The organism is Tardiphaga sp. GW822-FHT04G09, from assembly GCF_058800725.1.
The window spans coordinates 1-24,166 of sequence record NZ_JBXAMO010000014.1; the positions used below are offsets into that span (position 1 = coordinate 1).

Annotated in this window: 23 protein-coding genes and 3 pseudogenes; 6 read left to right on the forward strand and 20 right to left on the reverse strand. The window is 63.8% G+C overall.

Annotation, left to right across the window (positions count from 1 at the left end; all coding sequences use genetic code 11):
* Window positions 1-68: 68 nt before the first annotated feature.
* The 3 genes and pseudogenes from AC1RLZ_RS21140 to AC1RLZ_RS21150 all read right to left on the reverse strand — a co-directional run.
* Window positions 69-1,652: pseudogene (locus tag AC1RLZ_RS21140) on the reverse strand (peroxidase family protein); the annotation flags it as partial.
* 54 nt (window positions 1,653-1,706) lie between these two features.
* Window positions 1,707-2,684: an iron exporter MbfA gene (gene mbfA, locus AC1RLZ_RS21145; protein ID WP_371425796.1), complete on the reverse strand. Its 978-nt coding sequence runs from the start codon at window positions 2,682-2,684 to the stop codon at window positions 1,707-1,709.
* Between the two features lie 236 nt (window positions 2,685-2,920).
* Window positions 2,921-3,616, reverse strand: coding sequence for a VIT1/CCC1 transporter family protein (locus AC1RLZ_RS21150; protein ID WP_371425794.1), 696 nt, complete (start codon window positions 3,614-3,616; stop codon window positions 2,921-2,923).
* A 242-nt stretch (window positions 3,617-3,858) separates the two neighbouring features.
* On the opposite strand from AC1RLZ_RS21150, the gene AC1RLZ_RS21155 reads away from it, so the two are divergent.
* Genes AC1RLZ_RS21155 through AC1RLZ_RS21165 form a run of 3 tightly spaced genes read left to right on the forward strand, consistent with a single transcriptional unit; the run spans window position 3,859 to window position 6,083 of the window.
* Window positions 3,859-4,212, forward strand: a complete 354-nt coding sequence (locus AC1RLZ_RS21155; protein ID WP_371425792.1) for a Spy/CpxP family protein refolding chaperone — start codon at window positions 3,859-3,861, stop codon at window positions 4,210-4,212.
* Between the two features lie 36 nt (window positions 4,213-4,248).
* Complete coding sequence (locus AC1RLZ_RS21160) at window positions 4,249-4,836, forward strand: cytochrome b (protein WP_371425791.1); 588 nt, start codon at window positions 4,249-4,251, stop codon at window positions 4,834-4,836.
* A complete protein-coding gene (locus AC1RLZ_RS21165; protein WP_371425789.1) occupies window positions 4,833-6,083 on the forward strand; it encodes an APC family permease in 1,251 nt (416 codons plus the stop codon). The genes AC1RLZ_RS21160 and AC1RLZ_RS21165 overlap by 4 nt, the downstream gene beginning before the upstream one ends.
* A gap of 33 nt (window positions 6,084-6,116) precedes the next feature.
* On the opposite strand, the pseudogene AC1RLZ_RS21170 reads toward AC1RLZ_RS21165, so the two are convergent.
* A pseudogene (locus AC1RLZ_RS21170) lies at window positions 6,117-7,178 on the reverse strand (PAS domain-containing protein); the annotation flags it as partial.
* A gap of 365 nt (window positions 7,179-7,543) precedes the next feature.
* Here AC1RLZ_RS21170 and AC1RLZ_RS21175 point away from each other — a divergent pair.
* From AC1RLZ_RS21175 to AC1RLZ_RS21185, 3 genes are all read left to right on the forward strand, one after another.
* A complete protein-coding gene (locus AC1RLZ_RS21175) occupies window positions 7,544-7,852 on the forward strand; it encodes a type II toxin-antitoxin system MqsR family toxin (protein WP_371425787.1) in 309 nt (102 codons plus the stop codon).
* A gap of 2 nt (window positions 7,853-7,854) precedes the next feature.
* Window positions 7,855-8,280, forward strand: coding sequence for a type II TA system antitoxin MqsA family protein (locus tag AC1RLZ_RS21180; RefSeq protein ID WP_493190254.1), 426 nt, complete (start codon window positions 7,855-7,857; stop codon window positions 8,278-8,280).
* Window positions 8,281-8,349: 69 nt separating this feature from the next.
* Window positions 8,350-8,667 (forward strand): zinc ribbon domain-containing protein, encoded by a 318-nt coding sequence (locus tag AC1RLZ_RS21185; RefSeq protein WP_371425783.1) that lies wholly within the window; start codon window positions 8,350-8,352, stop codon window positions 8,665-8,667.
* Window positions 8,668-8,827: 160 nt separating this feature from the next.
* On the opposite strand, the pseudogene AC1RLZ_RS21190 reads toward AC1RLZ_RS21185, so the two are convergent.
* The 16 genes and pseudogenes from AC1RLZ_RS21190 to copC form a co-directional block, all read right to left on the reverse strand.
* Window positions 8,828-8,958 (reverse strand): annotated as a pseudogene (locus tag AC1RLZ_RS21190) (MFS transporter); the annotation flags it as partial.
* A 78-nt stretch (window positions 8,959-9,036) separates the two neighbouring features.
* Window positions 9,037-12,234 (reverse strand): efflux RND transporter permease subunit, encoded by a 3,198-nt coding sequence (locus AC1RLZ_RS21195; RefSeq protein ID WP_371425781.1) that lies wholly within the window; start codon window positions 12,232-12,234, stop codon window positions 9,037-9,039.
* Window positions 12,231-13,676, reverse strand: coding sequence for an efflux RND transporter periplasmic adaptor subunit (locus AC1RLZ_RS21200; protein WP_371425779.1), 1,446 nt, complete (start codon window positions 13,674-13,676; stop codon window positions 12,231-12,233). Before AC1RLZ_RS21200 ends, AC1RLZ_RS21195 begins: the two co-directional genes overlap by 4 nt.
* Window positions 13,673-14,809, reverse strand: a complete 1,137-nt coding sequence (locus AC1RLZ_RS21205; protein ID WP_493190255.1) for a TolC family protein — start codon at window positions 14,807-14,809, stop codon at window positions 13,673-13,675. The genes AC1RLZ_RS21200 and AC1RLZ_RS21205 overlap by 4 nt, the downstream gene beginning before the upstream one ends.
* Window positions 14,810-14,913: 104 nt before the next feature.
* Window positions 14,914-15,318, reverse strand: coding sequence for a FixH family protein (locus AC1RLZ_RS21210; protein ID WP_371425775.1), 405 nt, complete (start codon window positions 15,316-15,318; stop codon window positions 14,914-14,916).
* 97 nt (window positions 15,319-15,415) lie between these two features.
* Window positions 15,416-15,772, reverse strand: a complete 357-nt coding sequence (locus AC1RLZ_RS21215; RefSeq protein WP_493190256.1) for a hypothetical protein — start codon at window positions 15,770-15,772, stop codon at window positions 15,416-15,418.
* A 120-nt stretch (window positions 15,773-15,892) separates the two neighbouring features.
* Window positions 15,893-16,084 (reverse strand): hypothetical protein, encoded by a 192-nt coding sequence (locus AC1RLZ_RS21220; RefSeq protein ID WP_371425771.1) that lies wholly within the window; start codon window positions 16,082-16,084, stop codon window positions 15,893-15,895.
* A 10-nt stretch (window positions 16,085-16,094) separates the two neighbouring features.
* Complete coding sequence (locus AC1RLZ_RS21225) at window positions 16,095-18,020, reverse strand: diguanylate cyclase domain-containing protein (protein ID WP_371425769.1); 1,926 nt, start codon at window positions 18,018-18,020, stop codon at window positions 16,095-16,097.
* A 167-nt stretch (window positions 18,021-18,187) separates the two neighbouring features.
* Window positions 18,188-18,661, reverse strand: a complete 474-nt coding sequence (locus AC1RLZ_RS21230) for a DUF411 domain-containing protein (protein WP_371425767.1) — start codon at window positions 18,659-18,661, stop codon at window positions 18,188-18,190.
* 72 nt (window positions 18,662-18,733) lie between these two features.
* A complete protein-coding gene (locus tag AC1RLZ_RS21235; RefSeq protein WP_371425765.1) occupies window positions 18,734-20,008 on the reverse strand; it encodes a type II restriction enzyme NmeDI-related protein in 1,275 nt (424 codons plus the stop codon).
* A 95-nt stretch (window positions 20,009-20,103) separates the two neighbouring features.
* A complete protein-coding gene (locus AC1RLZ_RS21240; RefSeq protein WP_371425763.1) occupies window positions 20,104-20,712 on the reverse strand; it encodes a c-type cytochrome in 609 nt (202 codons plus the stop codon).
* Window positions 20,709-21,881, reverse strand: coding sequence for an OpgC domain-containing protein (locus AC1RLZ_RS21245; protein ID WP_371425761.1), 1,173 nt, complete (start codon window positions 21,879-21,881; stop codon window positions 20,709-20,711). Before AC1RLZ_RS21245 ends, AC1RLZ_RS21240 begins: the two co-directional genes overlap by 4 nt.
* Before the next feature lie 33 nt (window positions 21,882-21,914).
* A complete protein-coding gene (locus AC1RLZ_RS21250) occupies window positions 21,915-22,406 on the reverse strand; it encodes a DUF305 domain-containing protein (protein WP_371425907.1) in 492 nt (163 codons plus the stop codon).
* A 65-nt stretch (window positions 22,407-22,471) separates the two neighbouring features.
* On the reverse strand, window positions 22,472-22,801 hold the full coding sequence (locus tag AC1RLZ_RS21255; protein WP_371425759.1) for a four-helix bundle copper-binding protein: 330 nt from the start codon (window positions 22,799-22,801) through the stop codon (window positions 22,472-22,474).
* 50 nt (window positions 22,802-22,851) lie between these two features.
* Window positions 22,852-23,790: a copper homeostasis membrane protein CopD gene (copD, locus tag AC1RLZ_RS21260; RefSeq protein WP_371425757.1), complete on the reverse strand. Its 939-nt coding sequence runs from the start codon at window positions 23,788-23,790 to the stop codon at window positions 22,852-22,854.
* Complete coding sequence (gene copC, locus AC1RLZ_RS21265; protein WP_371425755.1) at window positions 23,790-24,158, reverse strand: copper homeostasis periplasmic binding protein CopC; 369 nt, start codon at window positions 24,156-24,158, stop codon at window positions 23,790-23,792. Before copC ends, copD begins: the two co-directional genes overlap by 1 nt.
* Window positions 24,159-24,166 lie beyond the last annotated feature (8 nt).

The following is a 24,166-nucleotide window of genomic DNA, read 5'->3' on the forward strand; positions in this document are numbered from 1 at the left end:
GGGGCGAGCGCTAAAGTTTTGCTGAGGGCGGGTTAAAGGGCGCTTGACAACAGATCGCAATTAAAGGGCCGATTGACTGCCCAGTCCTTCTGCGGAGCCAGCGCCAACCGCGCGCCGTTGGCGCCGCCGCGCTTGTCGCTGTTGCGGTAGGTGGCAGCGGCCGAGAACGCGGTGAACACCAGATCCGATCCAGACAGCCCTGTCGCGATGATCAGCCCTTTCAGGATATTGATGTCCGCCTCACCGATCACGTCGTGCTGGCGCGGCGGGATCGGGTCTTGCCATAGCAGTTCGTTCTCGATGCGCTTTTCTGGACCCAGATAGCGTTCCCGCGGCCCCATGTCGCGATGCGTGAGCTTGTACCAAGCTTTCGAAAACGCCTGGGTGAAGGCATCAAAATCGCTGAGGAATTTCTCGCAGATTCGGCGGTAGTCAAGATCAGTGATCAGCGCGATGTCGCTGGTCATCATCATCAGCGGATTCATCTTGCCGGGGATGTGGGCGTCAGGAGTCTTGGGAGCATTCGGGTCGCTGGGCGTCCATTGCAGTGCGCCCGCTGGGCTCTTGGTCTGCACCCATTTGAATTTGAAGAGATTTTCCAGGTAGCTGTTGTCCCACTGCGTCGGATCCGGCGTCCAGCTACCTTCGATGCCGTTGGTCATCGTGTATTCGGCGAAGCCAGTGCCATCCGGATTCTGCCAGCCAAGGCCCATGGCCTCGATCGGCGCCATTTCGGGCGGCGGCCCGACCTTGTCGGCAGCGACCATGCCATGGCTTTTACCGAAGGCGTGTCCACCAGCGATAAGGGCGACTGTTTCTTCGTCGTTCATCGCCATGCGGGTGAAGGCTATTCGGATGTCGCGCGCCGAGCCCATCGGATCGCCGTTGGCGTAGGGTCCTTCCGGATTCACGTAGATGAGCGCTTGATGAGTGGCGGCGAGCGGATTTTCGAGGTCGTAATCGGCATCGCCATTCTTGCCGCGCCAACGCTTGTCCCGCGTCACCATGCTGTCCGAAGACTTGAATTCCTTCGGATCCCAGACCTCCGGACCCCAGTAGGTGGCATTGTCGGCTTCCCATGCGTCGCGTCGACCACCTGCAAAGCCATAAGTTGGGAAACCCATTATCTCTAGCGCGCAGGTTCCGGTGAGCACCATCAGGTCTCCCCAAGATAGCGCGCTGCCGTACTTCTTCTTGATTGGCCAGATGAGGCGCCGCGATTTGTCCGTGTTGCCGTTGTCCCACCAGCTGCTCACCGGCGCAAAACGCTGCAGTGCCTCGCCGGCCCCGCCCCTCCCGTCCGCAATGCGGTATGTGCCGGCCGCATGCCAAGCCATGCGGATCATTTGCGGGCCGTAATTTCCATAGTCCGACGGCCACCACTTAACTGACGTCGTGAGGAACTGTTTTATATCGCGCTTCAGCGCATCGTAATCGATCGCGTTGAAGGCTTCTGAATAGTCGAGATCACGGAGCGGATTGGCCTGTGGCCCGTTCTGATGGAGAATTTCAACTTTCAGGCGGTTTGGATACCAGTCCGACAGCGTCGGGGGTGACCCAAGGGAGCCGCCGATGCGATCGCCACCGAACGGGCACTTGCCTGTCATCTCATGGGTCGCGGTGTTGGTCTTGTCATTTTGAAGCTTGAGCATCGTGATGTCCTTCGCTGGTCAAAAACGGGGTCTGTCGTCGAAAGGGGCTAAAAACTAACTGCCACCGATGAGGATGCCGGCGGCCAGCACCAAGGCTCCCCCGACCACGATCTGGAGCGCAGCGCGCACGAACGGCGTTTCCATGTAACGGTTCTGGATCCAGGCGATCGCCCAAAGCTCGACGAACACCACAACGCCGGCGAGCGCCGTCGCCGTCCAGAATTCCGGAATGAGATACGGCAACGCATGACCGAGACCACCGATCGCGGTCATCATTCCGGATGCAAGGCCACGCTTGAGTGGCGACCCTCGCCCCGAGATCACGCCATCGTCGTGGGCGGCTTCGGTGAATCCCATGGAGATGCCAGCCCCGACAGAGGCAGCAAGCGCGACTGTGAACGTCGTGGAGGTTGATTGTGTCGCGAAAGCCGTGGCGAAGATGGGCGCCAGTGTCGATACCGATCCATCCATCAGCCCGGCAAGTCCAGGCTGCACCCAGGTCAGGATGAATTGTCGCTTGGCCTTGTCGTCCTCTTCATCACCCGCGCCATCACTTAGCGCTTCGTCTTTGAGGCTTGCGGCCCGGTGTTCGTGCTTGCGCTCCGCAGCGGCCAGGTCGCCGAGCAGTTTGCGGGTACTCGGATCGCTGCTTGCCTGAGCCGCCCGAACATAGAACTCCGCCGCATCGTCCTCCATGCGCGCCGCTTCCGACCGGATGCGTGCGAGACCGAGATTTTGCACCAGCCAGATCGGGCGCCGCGAATAGTACCCGGCCACGTGCTCGCGTCGGATCAAGGGAATCACCTTGCCAAAGCGGCGACGAAAACTGTCGATCAGCAACTGCCGGTGACCGTCCTCTTCGCTCGACATCTCGTCGAACATCGTTGCCGTAGCGGGATAGGCGTCGCGCAATTGCTCGGCATAGGTCGCGTAGATCCGGGCGTCGTCTTCCTCGGACGAGATTGCAAGGGCCAGCACCTCGGGTTCAGACAAATCGGAAAAGCGGCGCCGGGAGGGTAGGCTGAGCAACATAGAAACCTCTTTAGAATCGTTCTTAGAATAATTCTAAAAATGTTTAGGCCGAAACGTCTACGACTGCAAGGCCTAGGGAAAAGGCAGTTAGGCCGAGACGAAGCGTTCGAAGACCCTCAATTTGCTAGAGAATTCTCTGCCTTCCCTCTTCCGAGAAGAAAGCTATGAGGAACTCTGGAGGTCGCCCGCGCTTCAATCGCTCGCGCCCCACCACTCTATGCGCCGCAGTTTGTGGCTCACACCACGGTGCCGAATGCCGCGCCGATGGCGGCCGTAATAGCCATGGCGAAGCTGCCCCAGAATGCCACCCGCAAGGTCGGGCGCAGCAGACCGGCGCCGCCCGCTTTGGCACCGATGGCGCCAAGCACGCACAAGAACAGCAAGGCTCCGGCGGACACGATCGCGACCAGATGAGTCGCGGGCGCCACCAGCACCAGCAACAGCGGCGCCGCTGCGCCGACGGTGAACGTTGCCGCCGAGGCCATCGCAGCTTGCACCGGACGCGCCGTGGTGATTTCCGAAATGCCGAGTTCATCGCGCGCATGGGCGCCGAGCGCATCCTTCGCCATCAATTGCGCGGCGACCTCGCGGGCCAGACCGGTCTCGACGCCGCGCGCGAGATAGAGTTGCGCCAGTTCCTCTCGCTCGAACACCGGGTCGCTGGCCAGCTCCTTTCGCTCGCGGGCGAGATCGGCGTGTTCGGTGTCCGACTGCGAACTCACCGACACATATTCGCCTGCGGCCATCGACATCGCGCCGGCCACCAGCCCGGCGATGCCGGTGAGCAGCACGTTGCTGGTGGTGGCGTGCGCTGAGGCCACGCCGACGATCAGGCTTGCGGTGGAGATGATGCCGTCATTGGCGCCGAGCACGGCGGCGCGCAGCCAGCCGATCCGGGCCGTCAGGTGACGTTCGACGTGAACACTGCGCATGGAATCTCCTCGGTGGTCGCCGCGCGATGACGGCGGCGCAGCGTGGTCACGTTGCGCCCCATCCCAATTGATGTGCGTCAACTTGGTATGTGGGGAGCGGTGCTAGGCGGGGGTCCGACGGAGGTCACCCATGCCCGTTTTTTATACGCCTGATTGCAATCCTCGTCCTGTCGATGGCGTTCAGCTCGGCGGCTCCAGCCCAAAGCGTGCTGATTCCCGGCGCACTAAACGGGCCCGGCGCAATGGGGCCCGGCGGAGTGCGACGGCTGTGCTCGCCGCTCGCCATCGGCCTGGTCGAATGGCGGATCGCCTGGATCAGCCGGCTCCTGCAGCCCAATGACGGCCAGGCTCTATTGCTGCGGCAATTGGCCGATGTCTCGCTGCAAGCCAAACAGGCCATCGCCGCCGGCTGTGCCGACTCCGGCCAGTTGACCACCGCCACCCAACTCGATCGCATGGAGCGCCGGCTCGAAGGCCTCGCGGAAGCCGTGGCGCTAATGCAGCCGAGCTACGATCAGTTCTATGCGGCGCTCAATGAGCGCCAGAAGGCGCAGCTGGAAGCGCTCGGCCCGGCCCGCAGGGGATGGCGCTGGTAGATCTGCAACGCTTACCGTCACGACCGGAGACGCCCCATGGTTTTGCTCAATTCGTCGCTGCGTTACGGTTTCATCGTGCAGTCGCCGCTCTGGATCACGGTGCTGCTGGTCTCCTTCGCCTGGCTGCTCGGTGTGTTCGGCGATGATCTGCCCGGCAAGTCGTCGCAAGCTTTGGGCCTGTCGCTGCACATCACCGCCGGAATGCTGGTGCTGCTTCTGACCGTGGAGCGGCTCGGCTGGCGCGTCGACGCGCCGCCGACGTCGTCAATCGTCACTACGGCCACCTCGCGCCGTCTGCGGGCGGCCGCGCTGACGCAGGTCGCGTTGTATGGCCTCCTGATCACGGTGCCGCTGGTCGGCATCGCCGTGCAGTTCGCGCGCGGCGGCAGTCTGCCGCTGCTCGACCTGGCTCAGATCGCCTCGCCCTGGGCGGCAGACCGACCGCTGGCGCACACGCTGAAAGAGGTTCACGAACTGATGGCGCATGCGCTGATAGCCGCGGCCGCGCTGTATGCGGCGGCCGCGCTGCTGCATCACTGTGTTTTGCATGATAGAACCCTGCGGCGCATGCTGCCGGCGCCCGCCGCCACAACGGACACGTCGCGCGCGGCAGACGGGTTGTGAGCGTTCACCCCGCCGACGCGACGGTCACCGCGCCGGGCTCGCCACGGCTGTTGAAGGCACTGACACTGACCCATGCGGTGCTTTACGGTCTCGGCGTCACCATTGGTGCGGGCATCTATGTGCTGGTCGGTGTCGCCGCTGGCCGCAGCGGCATGCATGCGCCGCTGGCCTTCATCGGTGCCGCGCTGGTGATGTCCTTCACCGCCGCGTCCTTCGCCGAACTCGGCACCCGCATGCCGGTCAGTGCCAGCGAGGCGGCCTATGTGCAGGCGGCCTTCAGACGCGATTGGTTCAGTCTCGCCGTCGGTCTCCTGGTAGTCGCGGCCGCAGTGGTGTCGGCCGCCACCATCAGCGCCGGCAGCGCAGGCTATATCGGCGTGTTCGTGCCGCTGCCGCCGGGCTGGATCATCGCTGTCGTGGTGCTCAATATGGGGGCGGTCGGCTGCCTCGCCACCGTGCAATCGGTATCGCTCGCCGGTGTGATGACGGTGGTCGAGATCGGCGGGCTGGTGCTGATCATCGGCGCCGGGCTGACGCTCGGCGATGAGGTGATCCTGCGGCTGCCGGAAATGTTGCCGACCTTGCGCGAAGTCGGTGCCTGGAGCGGTGTTGCCGGTACCTCGCTGATCGCGGTTTTCGCCTTCATCGGCTTCGAGCATCTCGTCAACGTGTCCGAGGAGATGCAGCAGCCCAACCGCACGCTGCCGCGCGCTCTGTTCATCACCCTCGGCCTCACTGCGCTGATCTATGCGCTGGTAGTGTGGATCGCCGTGATCGCGGTGCCGCCCGCAACGCTGGCGCAATCGCCGGCACCGCTGGCGCTGGTGTTCGCGCGCCTCACCGGCCTGCCACTGATCACCATGAGCGCGATCGCCGTGGTGGCGACGCTTAACGGCATTATCGTCCACGTCATCATGATCGGCCGCGTGCTGTTCGGCCTTGCCGAACAGGGCAGCTTGCCGCGCGTCCTCGCCTGCATCCATCCCGTGACCCACACGCCGGTCGCGGCCACACTGGTCGGCGTCGCCGTCATTCTGCTGCTGGCGCTGGCGGTGCCGCTGGTCGGCCTCGCCGATCTGACCTCGCGCCTGACGCTGCTGATCTTCGCGGTGGTCAATGCCGCGCTGATTAAGATGCACTGGCGCGGCGATCCGGCGCCGGCCGGCAGCTTCCGCTGCCCACGCTGGGCGCCGGTCATGGGGTTGCTGACCACAGCGACGTTGTTGGTGGCCGACGCGTTCCAATAATTCGGAACGGGTCATTTAAAAGCGAGTGTGGACCCTGATCCTTTCAGGCATTCCCGGCGTCGCGGCGAACCACGCCGTCTCCCAGAAGGGCAGACCCAGCACATCCTTCGCCTCCGCATCCACGCCGGACAGAGCGACCGCGTTGGCGAAGACCAGCCTGCCATCGAGACCGATCAGGGCCTGATACTGGTTCGTGGTCTCCAGGATCGCACGCAGGTGGGCCTCGTTCGCATGCAGTTGCGCGGTCCGCTCCTCGATCCGGCGTTCGAGAGTCTCGTTGAGCACGCGCAGCTCGAGCTCCGCCTCCTTAGCGATCGTGATGTCGTGGGCGACCCCGATGAAGCCGATGAGCCTGCCCGCCGGATCCCAGCGGGGCTGAGACTCAGACCGGACCCAACGCCAGAGCCCGTCCGATCGTCGGTAACGGCTTTCGAGGACGAACGGCTTCAACGACGCTTCGCCTGCTACGCTCTCCCGGACCACGCGGGCCGCGTCGTCGGGGTGAAGGATGGTCCGCCAGTCGAAGGCCAGGGCTTCTTCGTAGCCCAGACCTAGAAATTCCAGGTAGGCCTTGTTGGCGAACGATCGGGTGCGGTCGAGGCGGGTGACCCACATGGGAACCGGAGCGCTGTCCGCGATCAGGCGGAAACGCTCCTCGCTCTCCCGCAGCGCCTCTCTGGCAAGGGCGCGCTCCGTGATGTCGATGTGCGCGCCAATCATCCGCAGCGGCTGGCCGTCGGCGTCCCGCTCGATCCGGGCGGCGGCCACGATCCAGCGGACCTCGCCGTCGCTCGGGCGAACGATGCGGTACTCGGACGAATAGCGGTCTGCGCCGCTTTTCAAAAGCTCGAGGAACTGTCGTTCCGCCCGCTCGCGATCGTCCGGATGCAACCTCGCGACCCAATCTTCATGGGTCTCGTTGGCGGCCTCCGGCGGCAATCCGTGAATGGCTAGATACTCCGGAGAACGGCGGTTCTTGAACCCGTCGCGCAGGTCGACGACAACGCCGCCGACCATCGCGATCCGCTGCACTTCCCGGAGTTCGTTTTCGCGGTCCCTAAGTTCTTGTTCGGACGCCGACAGATCCTTGTCCACGATTTCCCCGCCCGGTTGAGGCGGTGATCCCGCCGATGCACGGTCTAGCAACGGGCGCCCGAAAAGTCCGCCTCAATGCGCATCCGCGAGAGCGACGAAGGTTAAACCTGAATGGCGGACGGTCTTCGCTATTTCGGTGGCGTCCTACGCGTATCCAGTTCGGGTCGGGTAGGCTCGGCTGGGCGGACAGGCGGCCCGACGTCGCTGGTGTCCGCCGCGACCATGCTTTCGGGAGGCCTGCTCGCCCAAGCAGTGCGGCTCGGGCCGATGCGGCGTTCCGGACCGCCGCAATGGCGGCCACCCCACCCAACGGCCGATGCTCGACGATCTTGACGTGCCACCTTTATGGTGGCAAGTATTAGTCCATGGACAAGCGGAAGCCGACCTACGATCTGGCTGAGATCAAGGCGGTCATGGGGTCGGCGAGAACGCTGGCGATGACGACGAGCGCGTTGCAGGACGCGGCCGCCCTCGGCTTCGACCGTCAAGCGGTCTCTTTGATCGTGGCAAGCATCGAGCGGAAGATGTTTCTAAAATCGATGACGACGAAGGCGGACCATAAAGTCTGGCAGGACGTCTACCACGTTCCTGCCGACGACGGACTGGTCCTGTACGTCAAGTTTCAGTCGAACGTGGTGACGGCGTTCACCGTCGTATCCTTCAAGGAGAAGTAATCATGGCGCCGAAAGCGGCAACTCTTCCCAGGACGATGCCCTCTCCGGAGACCGGCGAGGCGCTGAGCCGAGGCACGCGTCCGTTCAAGGTGGCATACAAAGGCAAGAGCGTCGTCGTGAAGCTGCCCGGCTACTATCCGAAGAACGGCGGCGACGGCGTGCACGTCGGCGGCGACATGAGCGTCGTTGATCTCGCCCTCCGGGTTCTCAAGGAGCAGGTCGATGGCATCCCGACGCCCGAGACGATCCGCAAATTCCGGACCAAGTTGGGACTCTCGCAGCGCCGGGCCGGCGCGGTCTTCCGCGTCGGGCCGAAGGCGTTCGACAAGTACGAACGCGGATTGATCGAGCCGAGCGGGCCGACCGTCCAACTGATCACGCTTCTCAATCGTCATCCCGAAATGATCAAAGAACTCAAGGCGTCTTAAGCGCTCCGCGATGAAACCGGTCGCGCGGCGTGGAATGAAGATCGATAATGACGCCAACAACGCATTTCGATGCAGGATGCTGCACCGGGACGGTTGATCCAATTGCTATCGTACAAGGCCGAACGAGCCGGTGGGATGGTGGTGAAGGTGGATCCCCGCAACACGTCGCAGGACTGTTCGTCCTGCGGATCGAAGGTCGTGAAGACGTTGGCGGAGCGGATGCACCGCTGCGCGTGCGGCGCGACGATTGATCGCGACGTCAACGCGGCGAAGAAGATACTGGATCGGGCCATGTCGGCCCACAGGCGGGGCAGGCCGCCTGGGGACGTCAACGTGGGGCAGTGGCCCGTGCGTCGTCCCGGAACCGCGGTGTCCGAAGCGGCCTAGCCGCGTCGGCCCGAACCAGGATTCCACACGGAAATCCGAATAGCCGTAATTATCTTCGCGAACAAAAGTATCGAGATTCCTGGATACGGCACCTAACCTTTCGTGCCAGGTTGAGGGACAGGCCGATCACGATGTGCGCGGCGGCCCATGCGAGGCATTAGCCACGCCAACCGATCGTAGCGACGCCACGGTGATCAGAGGACACCCGATCGTGCTGGCGAATCCTACAAGAAGAGTTATGCCGGTGACCGGTCGGCGAGCCTGGTCTCCGAATATGCGCCCCAGCAACGCTAGGCCGCTGGTAAACCGGTTACAGGCGGCCGCCAAAATACTGAATCCGGAGAAAGCGGACGGTGGGCCGGCGAAGCATCATTCGGCCGCCTGTGGCCGGTCGGACCGATTATCTTCGCTGGCCGCGCCGTTGGGCAGCGCCTCCGGGACCTCGGCTCCCGGGCCTCGGGGCAGCCTGAATCCTTTGATCAGCGCGTAGACGGCCGGAATGACGATCAGCGTCAGGATCGTCGATGAGATCATGCCACCGATCATCGGCACCGCGATGCGCTGCATGACTTCCGACCCCGTGCCGGTGCTCCACAGGATCGGGATCAGGCCGGCCATGATGGCCACGACGGTCATCATCTTCGGACGGACCCGTTCGACCGCGCCCAGCATGATGGCCGCGTTCAGGTCGGAACGCGTGAACGGCCTATCTTCCGCCGCACGGGCAGCCTGGATCTCCTTCATTGCGTGATCGAGATAGATCAGCATGATGACGCCGGTCTCCGCGGCCACGCCGGCCAGCGCGATGAAGCCGACGGCCACGGCGACGGAGAAATTGAAGCCGAGCAACCACATCAGCCACAGTCCGCCGACGAGGGCAAACGGCAGCGATAGCATCACGATCAACGTCTCGGTCAGGCGTCGGAAGTTCAAATACAGCAGCAGGAAGATGATCAGCAGCGTGACGGGCACGACGATCTTCAGCCGCGCGGTCGCACGTTCCAGATATTCGAACTGGCCGCTCCAGACGACGTAGTTTCCTGGCGGAAACTGCACGCTGGCGGCCACGGCAGCCTTGGCGTCGGCGACATAGCCGCCGAGATCGCGGTCCCGGATGTCGACGAAGATATAGACAGCGAGTTGGCCGTTTTCGGTCCGGATCGACGTGGGTCCCCGCGTCAGCTTGATCGCGGCGACCTCGCCCAGGGGGACGGTGCCCCCGCCCGGTAGCCCGACCAACACATCCCGGGCGATCGACTGCGGGTCGCTGCGCAGATCGCGCGGGTAGCGCAGATTGACGCCGTAGCGCTCCCGACCTTCGACGGTCGTGGTGATCGTCTCACCGCCCAGGGCCGACGACACCGTGTCCTGCACGTCGCTGACCATCAGGCCGTAGCGTGCGAGAGCTTCCCGGTCGGGTACGACGTCCAGGTAGTAGCCGCCGATGACGCGCTCCGCGTAGGCGCTCGACGTGCCGGGGACGGCCTTGACCACGGTCTCGATCTGACGGGCCAGCTTCTCCATTTCCACCAGGTCGGTCCCCAGCACCTTGATGCCGATCGGCGTGCGGATGCCGGTCGCGAGCATGTCGGTACGGGCCTTGATCGGCATGGTCCAGGCGTTCGAGACGCCTGGAAACTGCAACGCCTTGTCGAGATCGGCGATCAGGCCGTCGACGGTCATCCTTGCCCGCCACTGCTCCTTGGGCTTGAGATTGACGATCGTCTCGAACATCTCGGTCGGCGCCGGATCGGTCGCGGTCTCGGCGCGGCCGGCTTTGCCGTACACCGACGCCACTTCGGGAAACGTCTTGATGATCCTGTTCTGCGTCTGCAGGATCTCGGCCGCCTTGGTCACGGACAGGCCCGGCAACGTCGTCGGCATGTACATCAGCGTGCCTTCATTCAGGCTCGGCATGAACTCCGTCCCTAGCTGGCGCGCCGGCCAAAGGCTGACGGCCAAGGCGGCGATCGCCAGCAGGATCGTCAAGGTCTTGGCCTTCAGTACGCCGCGAATGAGGGGACGGTAGACCCAGATCAGGAAGCGGTTGATAGGATTCCTGTGCTCCGGAACGATCCGGCCGCGCACGAACAGCACCATCAGCGCCGGCACCAAGGTGATCGACAGGATCGCCGCCGCCGCCATGGAGAATGTCTTGGTGAACGCCAGCGGGCTGAACAGACGCCCTTCCTGAGACTCCATCGTGAAGATCGGCAGGAACGACACCGTGATGATCAGCAGGCTGAAGAACAACGCCGGGCCGACCTCGCTCGCGGCCTCGATCAGGACCTCGAGACGCGGCTTGTCCGGCGGAGCCCTCTCGAGATGCTTATGGGCGTTCTCGATCATGACGATTGCGCCGTCGATCATCGCGCCGATCGCGATCGCGATGCCGCCCAGGCTCATGATGTTGGAGCCGATCCCGAGCAGCTTCATGGCGCCGAACGCCATCAGGATCCCGACCGGCAGCATGACGATGGCGACGAGCGCGCTGCGCACATGCAGCAGGAAGACGATGCAAACCAGGGCGACGACGATGCTCTCCTCGGTCAACGTGCGCTTCAACGTCTCGATGGCGCTATGGATCAGGTCGGAGCGGTCGTAGACTGGTATGATCTCGACGCCCTTGGGCAGCGCCGACGCCATCTCGGCCAGCCGCGACTTCACGTTGTCGATGACGTCGAGCGCGTTCTGCCCGAACCTCTGCAAGGCAATACCGCTGGCGACCTCGCCTTCCCCGTTGAGTTCGGTGATTCCCCGCCGCTCGTCAGGACCAAGCTCGATCCGCGCGACGTCCTTCAACAGCACAGGGGCGCCCTTGTCGACCTTGAGCACGATGTTCGACAGATCGGACAGGCTTTTGACGTAGCCTCTGCCCCGCACGATGAACTCGAATTCCGAGAGCTCCACGGTGCGCCCACCGACGTCCATGTTGCTGCCGCGCACCGCGTCCCGCACCTTGGCCAGCGGGATGTCGAGCGACCTCAGCCGGTTCGGATCGACCACGATGTTGTACTGCTTGACGAAGCCGCCGACGCTGGCGACCTCGGCCACGCCCTCCGCCTTGGAGATGCCGTAGCGGATGGTCCAGTCCTGGATGGACCGCAGGTCCGCCAGCGACTTGTCCTTGGACTGCAGCGCGTATTGATAGACCCAGCCGACCCCGGTGGCGTCGGGGCCCAATGTCGGCGTGACGCCGGCGGGAAGCTTGCGTGCCGCGGCATTTAGGTATTCCAAGACACGCGAGCGCGCCCAATAGATGTCGGTGCCGTCTTCGAAGATGATGTAGACGAACGAGACGCCGAAGAACGAGAAGCCGCGAACGACCTTCGATTTCGGCACCGTCAGCATGGCCGTCGTCAAAGGATAGGTCACCTGGTCCTCGATCACCTGCGGCGCCTGGCCCTTGTACTCGGTATAGACGATCACCTGGGTGTCGGAGAGGTCGGGGATGGCGTCCAGCGCGGAGTGCTGCACGGCATAGAGACCGCCGGCGACGACGAAGACCGTTCCGATCAGGATCAGCATCAGGTTGCGGGCCGACCAGTCGATGAGGCGCGCGATCATTGGGGTTTCTCCCCGGTATCGAGGCCCTTGAGCGCGGCCTTCAGGTTGCTTTCGGCGTCGATCAGGAAGTTCGCGGAGACGACGACCTTGTCGTTCCCGGCGAGCCCCTCCTTGATCTCGACCCGGCCGTCTCCGCGACGTCCGAGCTTGACCGCGCGCGGTTCGAACCGGCCGTCGCCTTTGTCCAGAAGCACCAGCTGTCGCTCGCCGCTGTCGATCACGGCGCTGCTCGAAACCGTCACGACGGGAGCTTCGGTCCCCGTGGCGATCTCGACGTCCGCGTACATGTCCGGCCGCAAAACGTCGTCCGGATTGGGAAGTTCGACCCTGATCCGCGCGGTACGGGTCTCGGCTCTGAGGTTTGGATAGATCACCGCGATCTTTCCCGTGAACGGGCGGTCCGGATACGCCCGGGGCCGAACGACGACTTTCTGACCGACCTCCAGCAGCGCCAGATCGCGCTCCGCGACGTCGACCATCACCCAGACCACGCCTCGGTCGACGATCCGGAACAGGATGTCGCCCGGGGCGGCCCGCATCCCGTTGACGGCGGTCCGCTCAACGATCTCGCCGTCCTGCGGCGCGGGCCAGTTCAGATAGACGGGAATCTCGCGAGTGCGCTCGATGTCCGCGATGAAGCCATCGGGCGCGCCAAGATTTTCCAGGCGCCGGCGCGCGCCCTTCAATGCCTGGCCGTTGATGCCCACATCGGAGCGGGCGTTCAGCGCCGATAGATATTCGGCGGCGGCGCTGGACAGATTGGGCCCGTAGACGCGCATCAGTGGCTGGCCCTTCCGCACGTGCGAGCCGGTGGTAACGTCTCCGACAGTGTCGATGAAGCCTTCGAACCGGAGCGACACGACCGACACGCGCCGCTCGTCCTGCTGGACCGTTCCGGGTGCCCTGACCATCGTGTTGAGGGTGCGGAGCTCGGCGGTTTCGGTCTGGACGCCCGCTTTCTGCAGCTTTCCCGCGCTGACCTTGATCGACGCGTCGTCGTCCTGCTCGCCTTCGTAGACCGGAAGGTAGTCCATCCCCATCGAATCCTTCTTCGGCGTGGGCGACGTATCGGGCAGACCCATCGGATTTCGGTAGAAACGAATGCGGCCCGGCTGACCGCCTTTTGCCTCCATCGCCTCCGGCGGCGCCTCCTGCGGCGCCTCCTCGAAGCTCACGTCCTCGCTGCTTTTGACGGCCAGATATTCCTTGCCCGAAGTGGTCTTCGCGGGCGCCGGCGAATACTTCGGCGCACCGTCCGGAGCGCGGTAGTAGATGATCGGTCCGGTCGGCGCCGGTCGCACGGGGCCCGGGTCGGCCGCCGCGGGGAGCACGGCGGACAGCCACGCCGGCAGCGGATGGTTCGACCGCCCGACGGCAAGCCCTGCAGCGCCGGCGACCAATGCCGCTGCAGCGACCAGAAATATGCTCGATGAACGCCTCATAGCGAACCTCCCGCCAGGCGCTCGAGTTCGGCGTATTTCGATTGCAGATCGACCTTGAGCTTGAGCAGGTCGAGTTGGACCGCGCGGTACCTCCGCTCGGACTCGAAGACCGATGAGAGATCGGACGAGCCGGCCTGGAAGCCGTTCCTGGAGTTGTCTACCGAGGAACGCGCCGGCGGCAGTTGGCGGGACGCGTAGATCTGGACGACCTTGCGCAGCGCGTCGACGCCGAACCAGACATCTGCGATCTGCCCGTCGATCCGGAGCCGCAGCGCCTCGCTGCGGGCCTGTGCGGCGCCGAGACGCGCGCCAGCCGCGCGCTGCTCGGCATCCTTGACGTCGTAGTGCAGCGGCAGCTTGACCCCGAGCGTGAACTCGCCGGTGTCCTCCGTGCCTGGACGCTGCACGTACTTCGCGCCGACGTTGACGTCCGGGTAGTAGTTCAGATCGGTCAAAGATTTCGTCTGGGCCGCCGAACTGCTCTGGGCGCCGGCGAGCGCCAGCATCGGGTTAGCCGACCGCCCGAGCGCCTGCGCCTGCGGGAGGCCGATCGCCTTCAAGGTCCGGAAGCCGGTCGGCGCCGCCAAGGGCGCCATCGACGGGCGGCCGATCAGGGCGTTGAGGCGTGCGGCGGCCGACTTCAGTTCGCCCTGCCGCCGAACGAGATCTCCCTCGGCGGTGGCCGCCTCGATGTCGGCCTTGATGACATCCTGCTGATCGACCGACGTGGTGCCGTACCGCGAGCGCAGCAGGCCGAGGATCTCGTCGTAGCGGCGCTTGATGTCGGTCGCGATTCCGATCGCCTCATAGGCGGCATTGTAGTCGCCGTGCGCGGCCACGACCTGCGCGACCAGTTCGACGACGGTCGCGCGTCCCTGGAATTTCGCCGCGTCGGCGTCCGAGCGCGCGATCTCACGCTCCAGGCCGTATTTGCCCCAGAGCTTGATCTCCTGGTCGAAGCCGATGCGGCGCTGTCCGACGCCCTGACGACCGACGTCCCATGCCTCCAGGATCAGTGTCGGGTCGGCCATGACACCCGCCGTCCCGATGCGGTGCGTCGCCGCGTCGAAATCGAGCGACGCGGCGGCGACGGTCGGATTGAGACGCCGCGCGAACGCGACGACGCTCTCCACCGTCGCTCCGAGTTCGTTCCTGTCGGCAGCCGCGGCAGGAGACGACCACAGCAATGCCGTGGCCGCTCCGACTGCTGCAAGTCGCGCGACGAAGACCGTCCGTGTCACGGCGTCGCCTTGAGGACGAGCTTGCTCTCGACCGTCCCGGTCTCTCCCTGGACCTTGGCCCCCAGCGACAACTGCCAGCCGCCCTCCATCGTCACGGCGGCCTTGAACTTGTAGACCCCCGGCTCCGTGCTCGGCATCGCATCGATGGTGGTCTTCATCGACTCCATGCCATCCGGAGCCATGTCCAGCCGCTTGGCGAAGATCACGGCGTCCGGCACCGGTTTGCCGTCCGGCTTGTGGACGAGGCGCACCGAGATGACCGCCTCGCCTTTCTTGACGGTCTTGTCTACCAGCTGGAATTCGTAGTCCTTGACGTCGGCGCGGGCGGACGTGCCGGCAGCGACCACGGCAATGCCGATAGCCGCGGCCCGTAGGGCGCGCGTAGCGTTGTAGTTCTTCATTGTGAAATCCTCGTTGTCCCGATTTACCGCCAAGGCGGCATGCTTCTATCCGCGCGGCTTCGGGCCGCAGCGGTGGCAGACGGCGTCTAAACGCCGATCAGGACAAGGTTCGGGGAGGATGGTCCGGAGGATCGCCGACAAGCTGATCGGCCGCGACGTCCACAAACGCGAAAGCCAGCCGCCGGATCCCGAAGAAGATTCCGATGCCGTTCACCGTCGCAGGCTCGGCCTGTGCGATCGTGAGCATGCACATCGCGAGCAAGGGGCAGTCCTTGCAGCCGTCGGACTTCTGTTCGTCCGGGCAGCACGGCATGTCTGCCGACGTGGCCGACATATCGGTCATCCCCGCCGCAGCCACGCGTTTTGCCGCCGCTGGGCTGGCCAAGGGCGCAAACGCCAGCCCTGCGATCACGAAGACCGCGAGCATACGTCCGATGATACGGCGCAGATTCATGAGGGAACGATCACATGGAAGGGGTCGCATGTGAAGAGGCGACAATTCACAAGTTCGCCAGCCGACGGCGGCGATCCGTCTATACGAATTAATCCGAATGGATTTGGTCGATTGTTAGGCTCAGTCGTTGTCGGGTAAGATCTTCAACCTTTTAGCCTTCAGGTCGAGCAGAACTGCCTTTGCAAGCTTCACGCAGGTGTCCGGACTGAGAACGTCCAGCCTGGCTTGTCTTTCGTCTTTCGCGGGATGATTTCTGAAGGCACCATAGATCGCGTTTGCGATCACATGCTCCGCATTCTCGACCTCTACCATTGCATTGCCCTCAATTCACGGGCGCGCCCGCTTCTTCTGCGACTCTCGACGACTTCCTCGGTTGCCGGGCGCTGACCAGCCGGTCCCGCCCCGCCTCCTTGGCCGAATACATGGCCTCGTCCGCGGCTGCAACGAGCATCGCTTGGCCTGCTCCGGCCAGGCCCGGCCAAGCCGTCGCGGCGCCGACGCTCGCGGTCACTATTCCGGACGGCGCGTTCTGCACATGGGGTAGCGAAAGTTCGTGCAAGCCGCTGCGGACGCGGTCACCGACACGTTCGCAGCCTTGCAGATCCGTGTTGGGCAGCAGCATCACGAACTCCTCGCCGCCGTATCTTGCCGGAAGATCGGCCGGCCGGAGGGCTTCTGAAACAAGAATGGCCGCCAGCGCCCTCAGTGCCCCATCGCCGGATTGATGTCCGTAGTGATCGTTGAAGCGTTTGAAATGGTCCACATCGATCATGAGCAACGACAAAGGCGTGCCGTCCCTTGTCGCGCGCGCCCACTCCTCCTGAAGCCTTTCGTCGAATTGCCGCCGATTGGCGAGCCCCGTCAGGCTATCGGTCGTCGCGAGGGCGGCAAGTTTCCGTTCCAGGTCCTTATGCTCCGTCATGTCGCGCGATATCGCGACGACACCGTCGATCTCGCCAGTTTCAGGGCTCCTTGTCGCTCGCAGCGCCGTTTCCAGCCAGATTTCCTTTTTTTCGCGATGCCGGGTGCGGTAGACGATCTTGGTCTCTTCGATGACGCCCCGCTTAAGGTCGGCGACAGCTTGCTCGACCCGGGGCAGATCCTCCGCATTTACCCCGCCCAACGCGGGCGTGCCTAGAAGCGACGTCGCATCCCAACCAAGTACGCGCGAGCATGATGGAGAAACGTACACAACCCGCTCGTCTAACGCGACCCGCATCACCATGTCGCTGGATTCCTCCGCCAACAGGCGGAAGTCAGCTTCCCGGGCGCGAAGGGCGGCTACCATGCGTTGGCGTTGAGCCAATTGGCGCACAAGAAACAGGCCGATAATCGCGATCACCGACGTCAGACAGACCATGAAGATCATCCTGCTCGTCGCTTCCTGCCGCCAGCCGGCGAGAACGTCGTCCTTTGCCTTGGTCGCCAAAAGAACCAACGGATAGCGGGAGCTCACCATGTATGAACTCAGTCGCTCACGCCCGTCCAACGGCGACCGGAAGTAGTAGACACCTTCTCGCGAACGCGCACGAAGGCCCTTGATGAGTTCCGTCGCCGACATGTCGCGGCCGATGTAGGACTCGTCTTGCGGCATTCTGGCCAACATGATGCCGGACGTGCTCAGCATGGAGACCGAGCCGTTCGGTCCGATGTCGAAACTACCGAAGAACTGTGAGAAATGGGCGACGTCCACGGTCGCAAGGACGACTCCAGCGAAGGATCCGTCGGCGTTGTCGAAGCGCCGGGACGCGGTGACGACCCATTGGCCGCCCGACCGGCTTTTCACCGGGTTCCCGAGATGTGTTCCGCGGTCGGAGGATCTCCGGTGGAATTCGAAGTACTCCCGGTCGCTGTTGTTGAGTCCTCCGATATCGATATCCTCCGACGTGGCAAGCCATCGGCCGGCGCTGTCGTATACGAAAAGGCCCCGGATGCGTCCAAGCCCGGGTCTGCGCGATTCCAGCACCTTTCGAAGCCGTGCGACCGCGGAAGGCGATCCGCCGTCCATCTCCAGGCGGCTTACCGTCGACATCAGGAAATTGTCGGCCAATTCGAACGTGTCGTCCGCGTATTGCGTCAGCGAACGCGCGAGGTTGCTAGTTTCGACCTCGGCGTTCTTCAGGTCGGCTGCCCGCGAACCCAATTCTCGCCAGGCGCTCACTCCGACGATCGTGAGGCAGACCATCGCGACGAAGAAGCCCGTCGCTACGGATAGCCGTCTATTGGGGTGGCCGCGCGCATTGGACATGATCATCTCCGGGCGCGCAATCTGTCACAACGGGCTTAATGGAATCTTCGACTCAGGGTCTCAACCACCTGACGACGGCACATCCGGTGCAACGACGCTTCAATGCCGGAGTCGACCGCGCTGCACACCAGGGCCGTCGTATTTGTCGCTTCTTTCAACGGATGACGTCAAATGACGCTTTTCGAGCCGACGAAGCGCATGAAAGGCCGCTGACCGTCCGAGGTGAAGAGGACGACGTCGTACGGTTTGGGCGTTCCGCTCTCCATTCCCGGCGACCCAGCCGGCATACCGGGGACGGCCAGTCCCAGCGCAGTGGGACGCGCCTCGAGCAACCGTCGGATGGCCGCCGCAGGCACGTGTCCCTCGACGACGTAGCCGGAGACCTCCGCCGTGTGGCAGGATGACAGCGACTGCGGGACGCGGAGGCGCGCGCGGATCGGCCGCAGATCGACGGCTTCCTCGACCGTCACGACGAATCCTTCGGCCTGGAGATGTTCCACCCATCCCCCGCAGCAGCCACAGTTGGGATCCTTGTGGACAAGCATGGCCGGCGCCTCAGCGCGTGCCGACATCGGCATGACAAGGCCAGCGGCCAGCAGCGCCAGCACGTTTCGGCGTGTCGGAAGAGCGATCTCATGCATGGAACAATCCTCTCGTTAAAATGGTCGGTATGGCGATGGTGCGCCGTTCAAGGTGGCGTTGACGCGACGGCCTCATGGCAAACTCTTGGAAATCGACCTGACCGCCTTCAGGCCTTCTCCGAAACGGATGATCGACTCCCGATGTCGTTCCAGCTCGCCGTAGGCGAGATACCGGACGTCCAGGTCCACAACGGCCGCGAACGCCGGCCTCGCCATTTGCGCCCGGACATCGGCTTCGCGGCTGTCCGGCGCGACGAGGAAGATCCCCTTCAAGAGCGGGCCGCAAGGCCCAAGCGCGAGATCGAGCATCCTGACGATGCCTGAATAGATCGACGTCGTATGCTCGACCTCGAAGGCGGCATGGATGGCTCCGTCCCGCTTGTCCAACCAGAGCACATCGATGAGCCTGACGGCATCTATTCCGGCCGAACCGTCGAAGGGGCTGAGGTCGCCGGCGCAACCGTCCGACAGCCGTCCGCCGCCGTAGGCGCGGTTGCGGTCGTTGGCGGCGATCCAGACGTCGTATCCGAGGCCAAAGCCGATGTCGCGCAGCAGGCCCTGCATCTCTGTGTGGGTCCGGTCGGTCTCCATCTCGCGGCCCGGTGCCTGGGCAGCCGCTCGTTCGCGGACCTTTGCTAAGTCGCGTTCCCAAGCTGCGACGCCGTCGGCCCCCTCGAGCGGCGGCGCCGGGTAGCGCCCCGTCCCGACGTCGAACAGGAAGCCCGCAATCGCGCCCAGATCGTTGGAAAGAAGATCGCGATGCTGGGCGTTGAGCCGCAGCACGCCGGCCCGCATTGCCAGGTAGTCGGGCCAGCTGCCGAGCTTCACCTTCGAACCGGTGACGGCATTGTAACCCTTCACGATCGCCGTATTGAATGGCGACGCGATCGTGGGGTGCAGAAAATAGAGCAGGTTCGCCGCCGCGGGACCCAGACCTTTGATCTTGCGGCCGTCGAGCGCCAACACGGCGTCCAGCACCTGTTCTTCGGTCGAGCAGCAGGCGCACGTGTCGAGAAAGCGCCCAAAGGCGCGCTGGTTGTCGGCATCTTCGTAGATGTCGGGGATCCGCAGCTTCGGTTTCCAGAGAAACGCATGGTCGGCGCCCTTGAATATCTGTCGCTGCTCTGCGACGGACTTCACGGCGACTTCAAGGGAAGATCCCTTGTAGACGTTGCCAAAGGTGCCGTCCTCGATTTGACGCACGACCTGCTCGATGCCGCGGCGGATGGACCGGAAATTCTTCAGCCGCTCCTCCCACAGAAACCAAGTCCGGTACGTGGCGCCCGGATCGGTCCGCCAGGCCTCGATCGAGTATCTCAGCCGCCCGGAGGCCCCGTCGTACGCCATCCCGCCCAATCTTTCTTCTTGCCGGGAAGGCATCGCCCCTCCGCTGTGCGGCTCCGTTCTCCCACAAGCGGATGCTTGCATCCAGCCGTCGATCGTCAATGCGGATGGACGGGCTTGGACCCGCCCTCGTCGGCGCGGTCCTTGGCTTTGCCCGGCGAACTCTTGTCACCGTCCATCTTCATATTGCCCATCTCCTCGTCCGGAGGGGCGTTGGTCACCATTTCTTTGTAGTGGTCGGCAGACAGACCCGGCAGCCGCGTCACGAACGCGACGATGGACCAGATGGTGTCGTCGTCATGACCGATGCCCCAGGCCGGCATGCCGCTCATCTTCAGTCCGTGTTTCACTACCCAGAACGCCCGTTTCGGATCGATGCGCTGTTCGGACAGGTTCGGAGGTTGCGGGTAGAGGCCCGGCCGAATCTCGGAATCCGCCATGCCGGGCGCGAGATGACAGTTCACGCACATCGCCGCATATTGGCCGGCTCCTTTCGACACAAGCTTCTCGTCCTGAAGTTCGGGAAGATCGATGTTCTTCGCATGTGCGGCGATCGAGCGGTCGCGGACCAGTTCGATGGCCCGCCGGGTGACTTCCCAATGCGGCGCGTCGGCTCCCATGTCATAGGCACCGGCGCCGAAGTACAGCGCCACGGCACCTAGACCGATCGATATTGCGAAGATGCCTGCGACCCAGCGTCTAGTCATGTGACCGCCTCCTGCTCCGCCTGGTGACCGGCTGGCCGTGTTGCGTTCGCCGAGGGCGCATCCAGCGTCCGCGACCAGGTCCGGTAGAACGCCACGGCGGTCATCAGGGAGATGCCGACCGCACTCAGGGCGATCTGCGTGACGAGGCCGTTCGAGTACATGTCGAGGATGAAGTGGCCGATGAACGAAAGGAATATCCCGACGCAAAAGACCTCGAGCGACCGTTTACCGCAGACGATCGCCGGCTTCAGCAACGCAGAGTGCAGGATGGACGAGTCTTTGGGGAGAAGCCGCACCACGATGACCGCAAGAGCCAGCAGATGGACGACGCGGTACGGCGCCAAATTGGTCTTGTCGTTCGGATCGAACACGTCGATTAATCCAGCGGGCAGAAATCCGGTGATGCCGAAACGGACGGCGAACGTGACCACGAAAGCGAAGGCCACGAAGGCGATGCTCGCGACAAGGACCGCCCGCGACCGTGCAAGGGCCTGCACCCGCGTCCGACCGCCCAGCGCCGCCCATGCACCCATTGCGAAAAGAAGCTGCCATGCGAAAGGATTGAAGTACCAGCCGCCGGACGGGTATGCCGAAAAGTTCCAACCGAAGAAACGCGCCGACAAGTAGACGATGAAGGAAGCCCCCAATGCCAAGTCCGGCGCGCGCCGCATGAGGATCAGCAGCGGCGGAAAGCCGGCCATGATCACGATATACAGCGGCAGTACGTCCAGATTCAGCGGTTTGAACTTCAGCAATAGCCCCTGAGAAAGCGTGGCGACCGGCTGCTCGATCAGTCCGGCCACGTTGAATTCGTCCAGAAGATGGGAGTGGCCGCGCTGCGCGACGTAGCCGATAGCCACCGCATAGAAAACGAACAGAAGGATGTGCGCCACGTACAGCTGCCAGACCCGACGAAGCAGAAGCGCCGTGCCGGCCAAGATGCCCTGAATCGCCATCCGCCGTTCGTACACGAAGGCCGCCGTGTAGCCGGAGATGAAAACGAAGATGTCGGCGGCATCGCTGAAGCCGTAGTTCCGGGTCGTAAGCCATGCGACGGCGTTGTTCGGAATGTGGTCGAGGAAGATCGCCCAGTTCGCGAGTCCCCGGAACAGGTCTAGACGGAGATCACGGCCTGGCCGATTCGTCTCGCCGTTGCGCATCGAGGTCATGGATTTGAGTGGTTCGTGCAAGGGACCATCCGCCTATTGTGGTGGGCGGGCTGGCAGGTCGGGCGCGCCGGCGGCGGGAGGATTGGCGTCGAGGTCTTGGATGAGCCGCTTCATCTCGGCGATCTCGCGGACCTGCGCTTCGATGATGCCGTCGGCGAGCTTACGCACGCGGGGATCCCGGATGTGGGCGCGCTCGCTGGTCATGATGGCGATCGAATGATGAGGAATCATCGCCTTCATGTAGGAAACGTCGTCCACGGTCTGCTGGCTCCGGACGAGCCAGAGCGAAGCAGCGAAGACGATGACGCCCGCGATTACGATTCCCGCATTGGCTTTTCGGCTGGGATACATCGCGAGCATGAAGGCGAGCATGATGATGGCCATGACCGCTCCCATCAGCAGCGCCATCCAAGTGCGGGTCTGGCTGTAGAATACGTGGTCCAAGGCGTAGGTGTTGAGGTACATCAGGCCGAACATTACGACCGTCGAGGTAGCGATCATAGCGCCGAAGCGGGCGTAGCTCATCTTCATCCGGTTTCTCCATCATCCATGGGTCATTGGGAGGGGAGGCCCGGGGGCCTCCCCTCGGCTCAGGCCGCCATCGCGCGGCAGCTTTCGGCGCATGCCCGGCAGGCCTTCACGCAGTCCTCCATGCCGCCGACGCGTTCGCAATCAGTGGCGCATTCGGTGCAGATCTCCGCGCATTCGCGGCATAGATGCTTGTGATGCGGAGAACTCATGAGCATGAAATGCGCGGACGTGCGGCAGATCTCGGAGCACGCCGTCATGAGCCTGAAATGCGCGGGCTCAAGGTGCTTTCCTCCGCTCTCCAGACAATGATTCATCGCCATGCCAAAGCAGGTTTGGTAGCAGCGCAGGCAATCGTCGATGCATTTCTGCATGTGTGCGTCCATCTTCATGGCAGTTCTCCAGTCTTGCCGGTCGCCGGGATGGCGACCGCTCTCGCCGGTCATTGTCCGATCGCCGGCCGGATCGTTCCCAGTACGCTCACGCACAGCAGGACCAGGAGGCCGAGCCCCTGTTCGCTGAGGACGTGCGTCCGCAATTTACCACGCCAGACATCGATGCCGCCCGTGCCGCCGCGTCCGGCGGCCTCCAGCGCCGGCACCAGCCAGAACCGGTTGGCCGCCGCAAGCGCGAGCATTCCCGCGAAGAAGGCCAGCTTGGCCATGAGTATCTGCCCGTAGGCGCTGTTCATCAGGCTCGACACCGATCCGACGAGGAGCCAGCTGTTCACCAAGCCGGTGCCGACGAGCGTCGCCACGGCGGCGTAGCCCATGCCGGAGAAACGCATCAGCACCCCGTCGACGTCAACGGCACATGGAGCGGGTTTAATCCCCGCATAGCCGAGCAGTATGAACCCCAGCGGCGCCAGTCCCCCGAGCCACGCGCCCGCGGCGAGGAGATGCGCCGCGTCGGCTGCGATGTGCAGCACGCTCTGCCATCCCTCTTCGATCTGGGCATGGCCCGCACCGGCGAGCGAGGCAAGCAGCCCCGCCGCGAGGGAGGACATCAGGAGATCACGCCACACCGTCGACCGCGACGGCAGCAGAAGCGCGGCTGCGACGATGACGACCGCGAGAACCATCCGCGCCGTCCAAACGACGCCGAAGCCGGTATCATGCAGCACGGACGAGAGAACCTCCGGATCCGCGACGTCCGCGAGAGCGCCGCTCATGTTGGCCACGGAGAAGCAGAACCATGCGAGACCGCTGATCAGAGCGAGGAGCGCCGACCACGACAGGACCTTGCCCCTCCAGCGGCCGAGCATCTCAGGCTCGGCGCCCGCGTAGGCATAGGCGTAGAGCGGAAAAAACGCCGCCCCGGCCAGCGTGGTCGATGCCGCATAGTGCAGGAAACGTGCGACGACGAGCCCGAGATCGATCATCAGCGCGTCACGCCGAAGGAGTAGCTGCCCTTCACCTTGTGTGTGTCGTCGGACACCGCGTGCCATTCGACCTTGTAGTCGCCGGGCGCCAGCTCATCCTTCAGGGGCACGATCATCAGCTTCTTGTTGGTGGGATCGGTCGTCGCCTTTCCGGTCGCGACCGCCTTTCCGGCCTGGTCCTTCAGTTCGATCCCGGAGAATTGCGGGATGACGCTCTCGTTGAACAGGATTCGGATCTGCTTCGGCGAAGGAGACGACTTCCCTGCGGCGGGTTCCGCCGATTGGAATTCGGGGTGGGCGTACGCGACGCCGGTGCCGAAGGTTGTGACGATCAGCGTGACGGCGGCTAACGAGGTCTTCTTGAACATTGGTATTC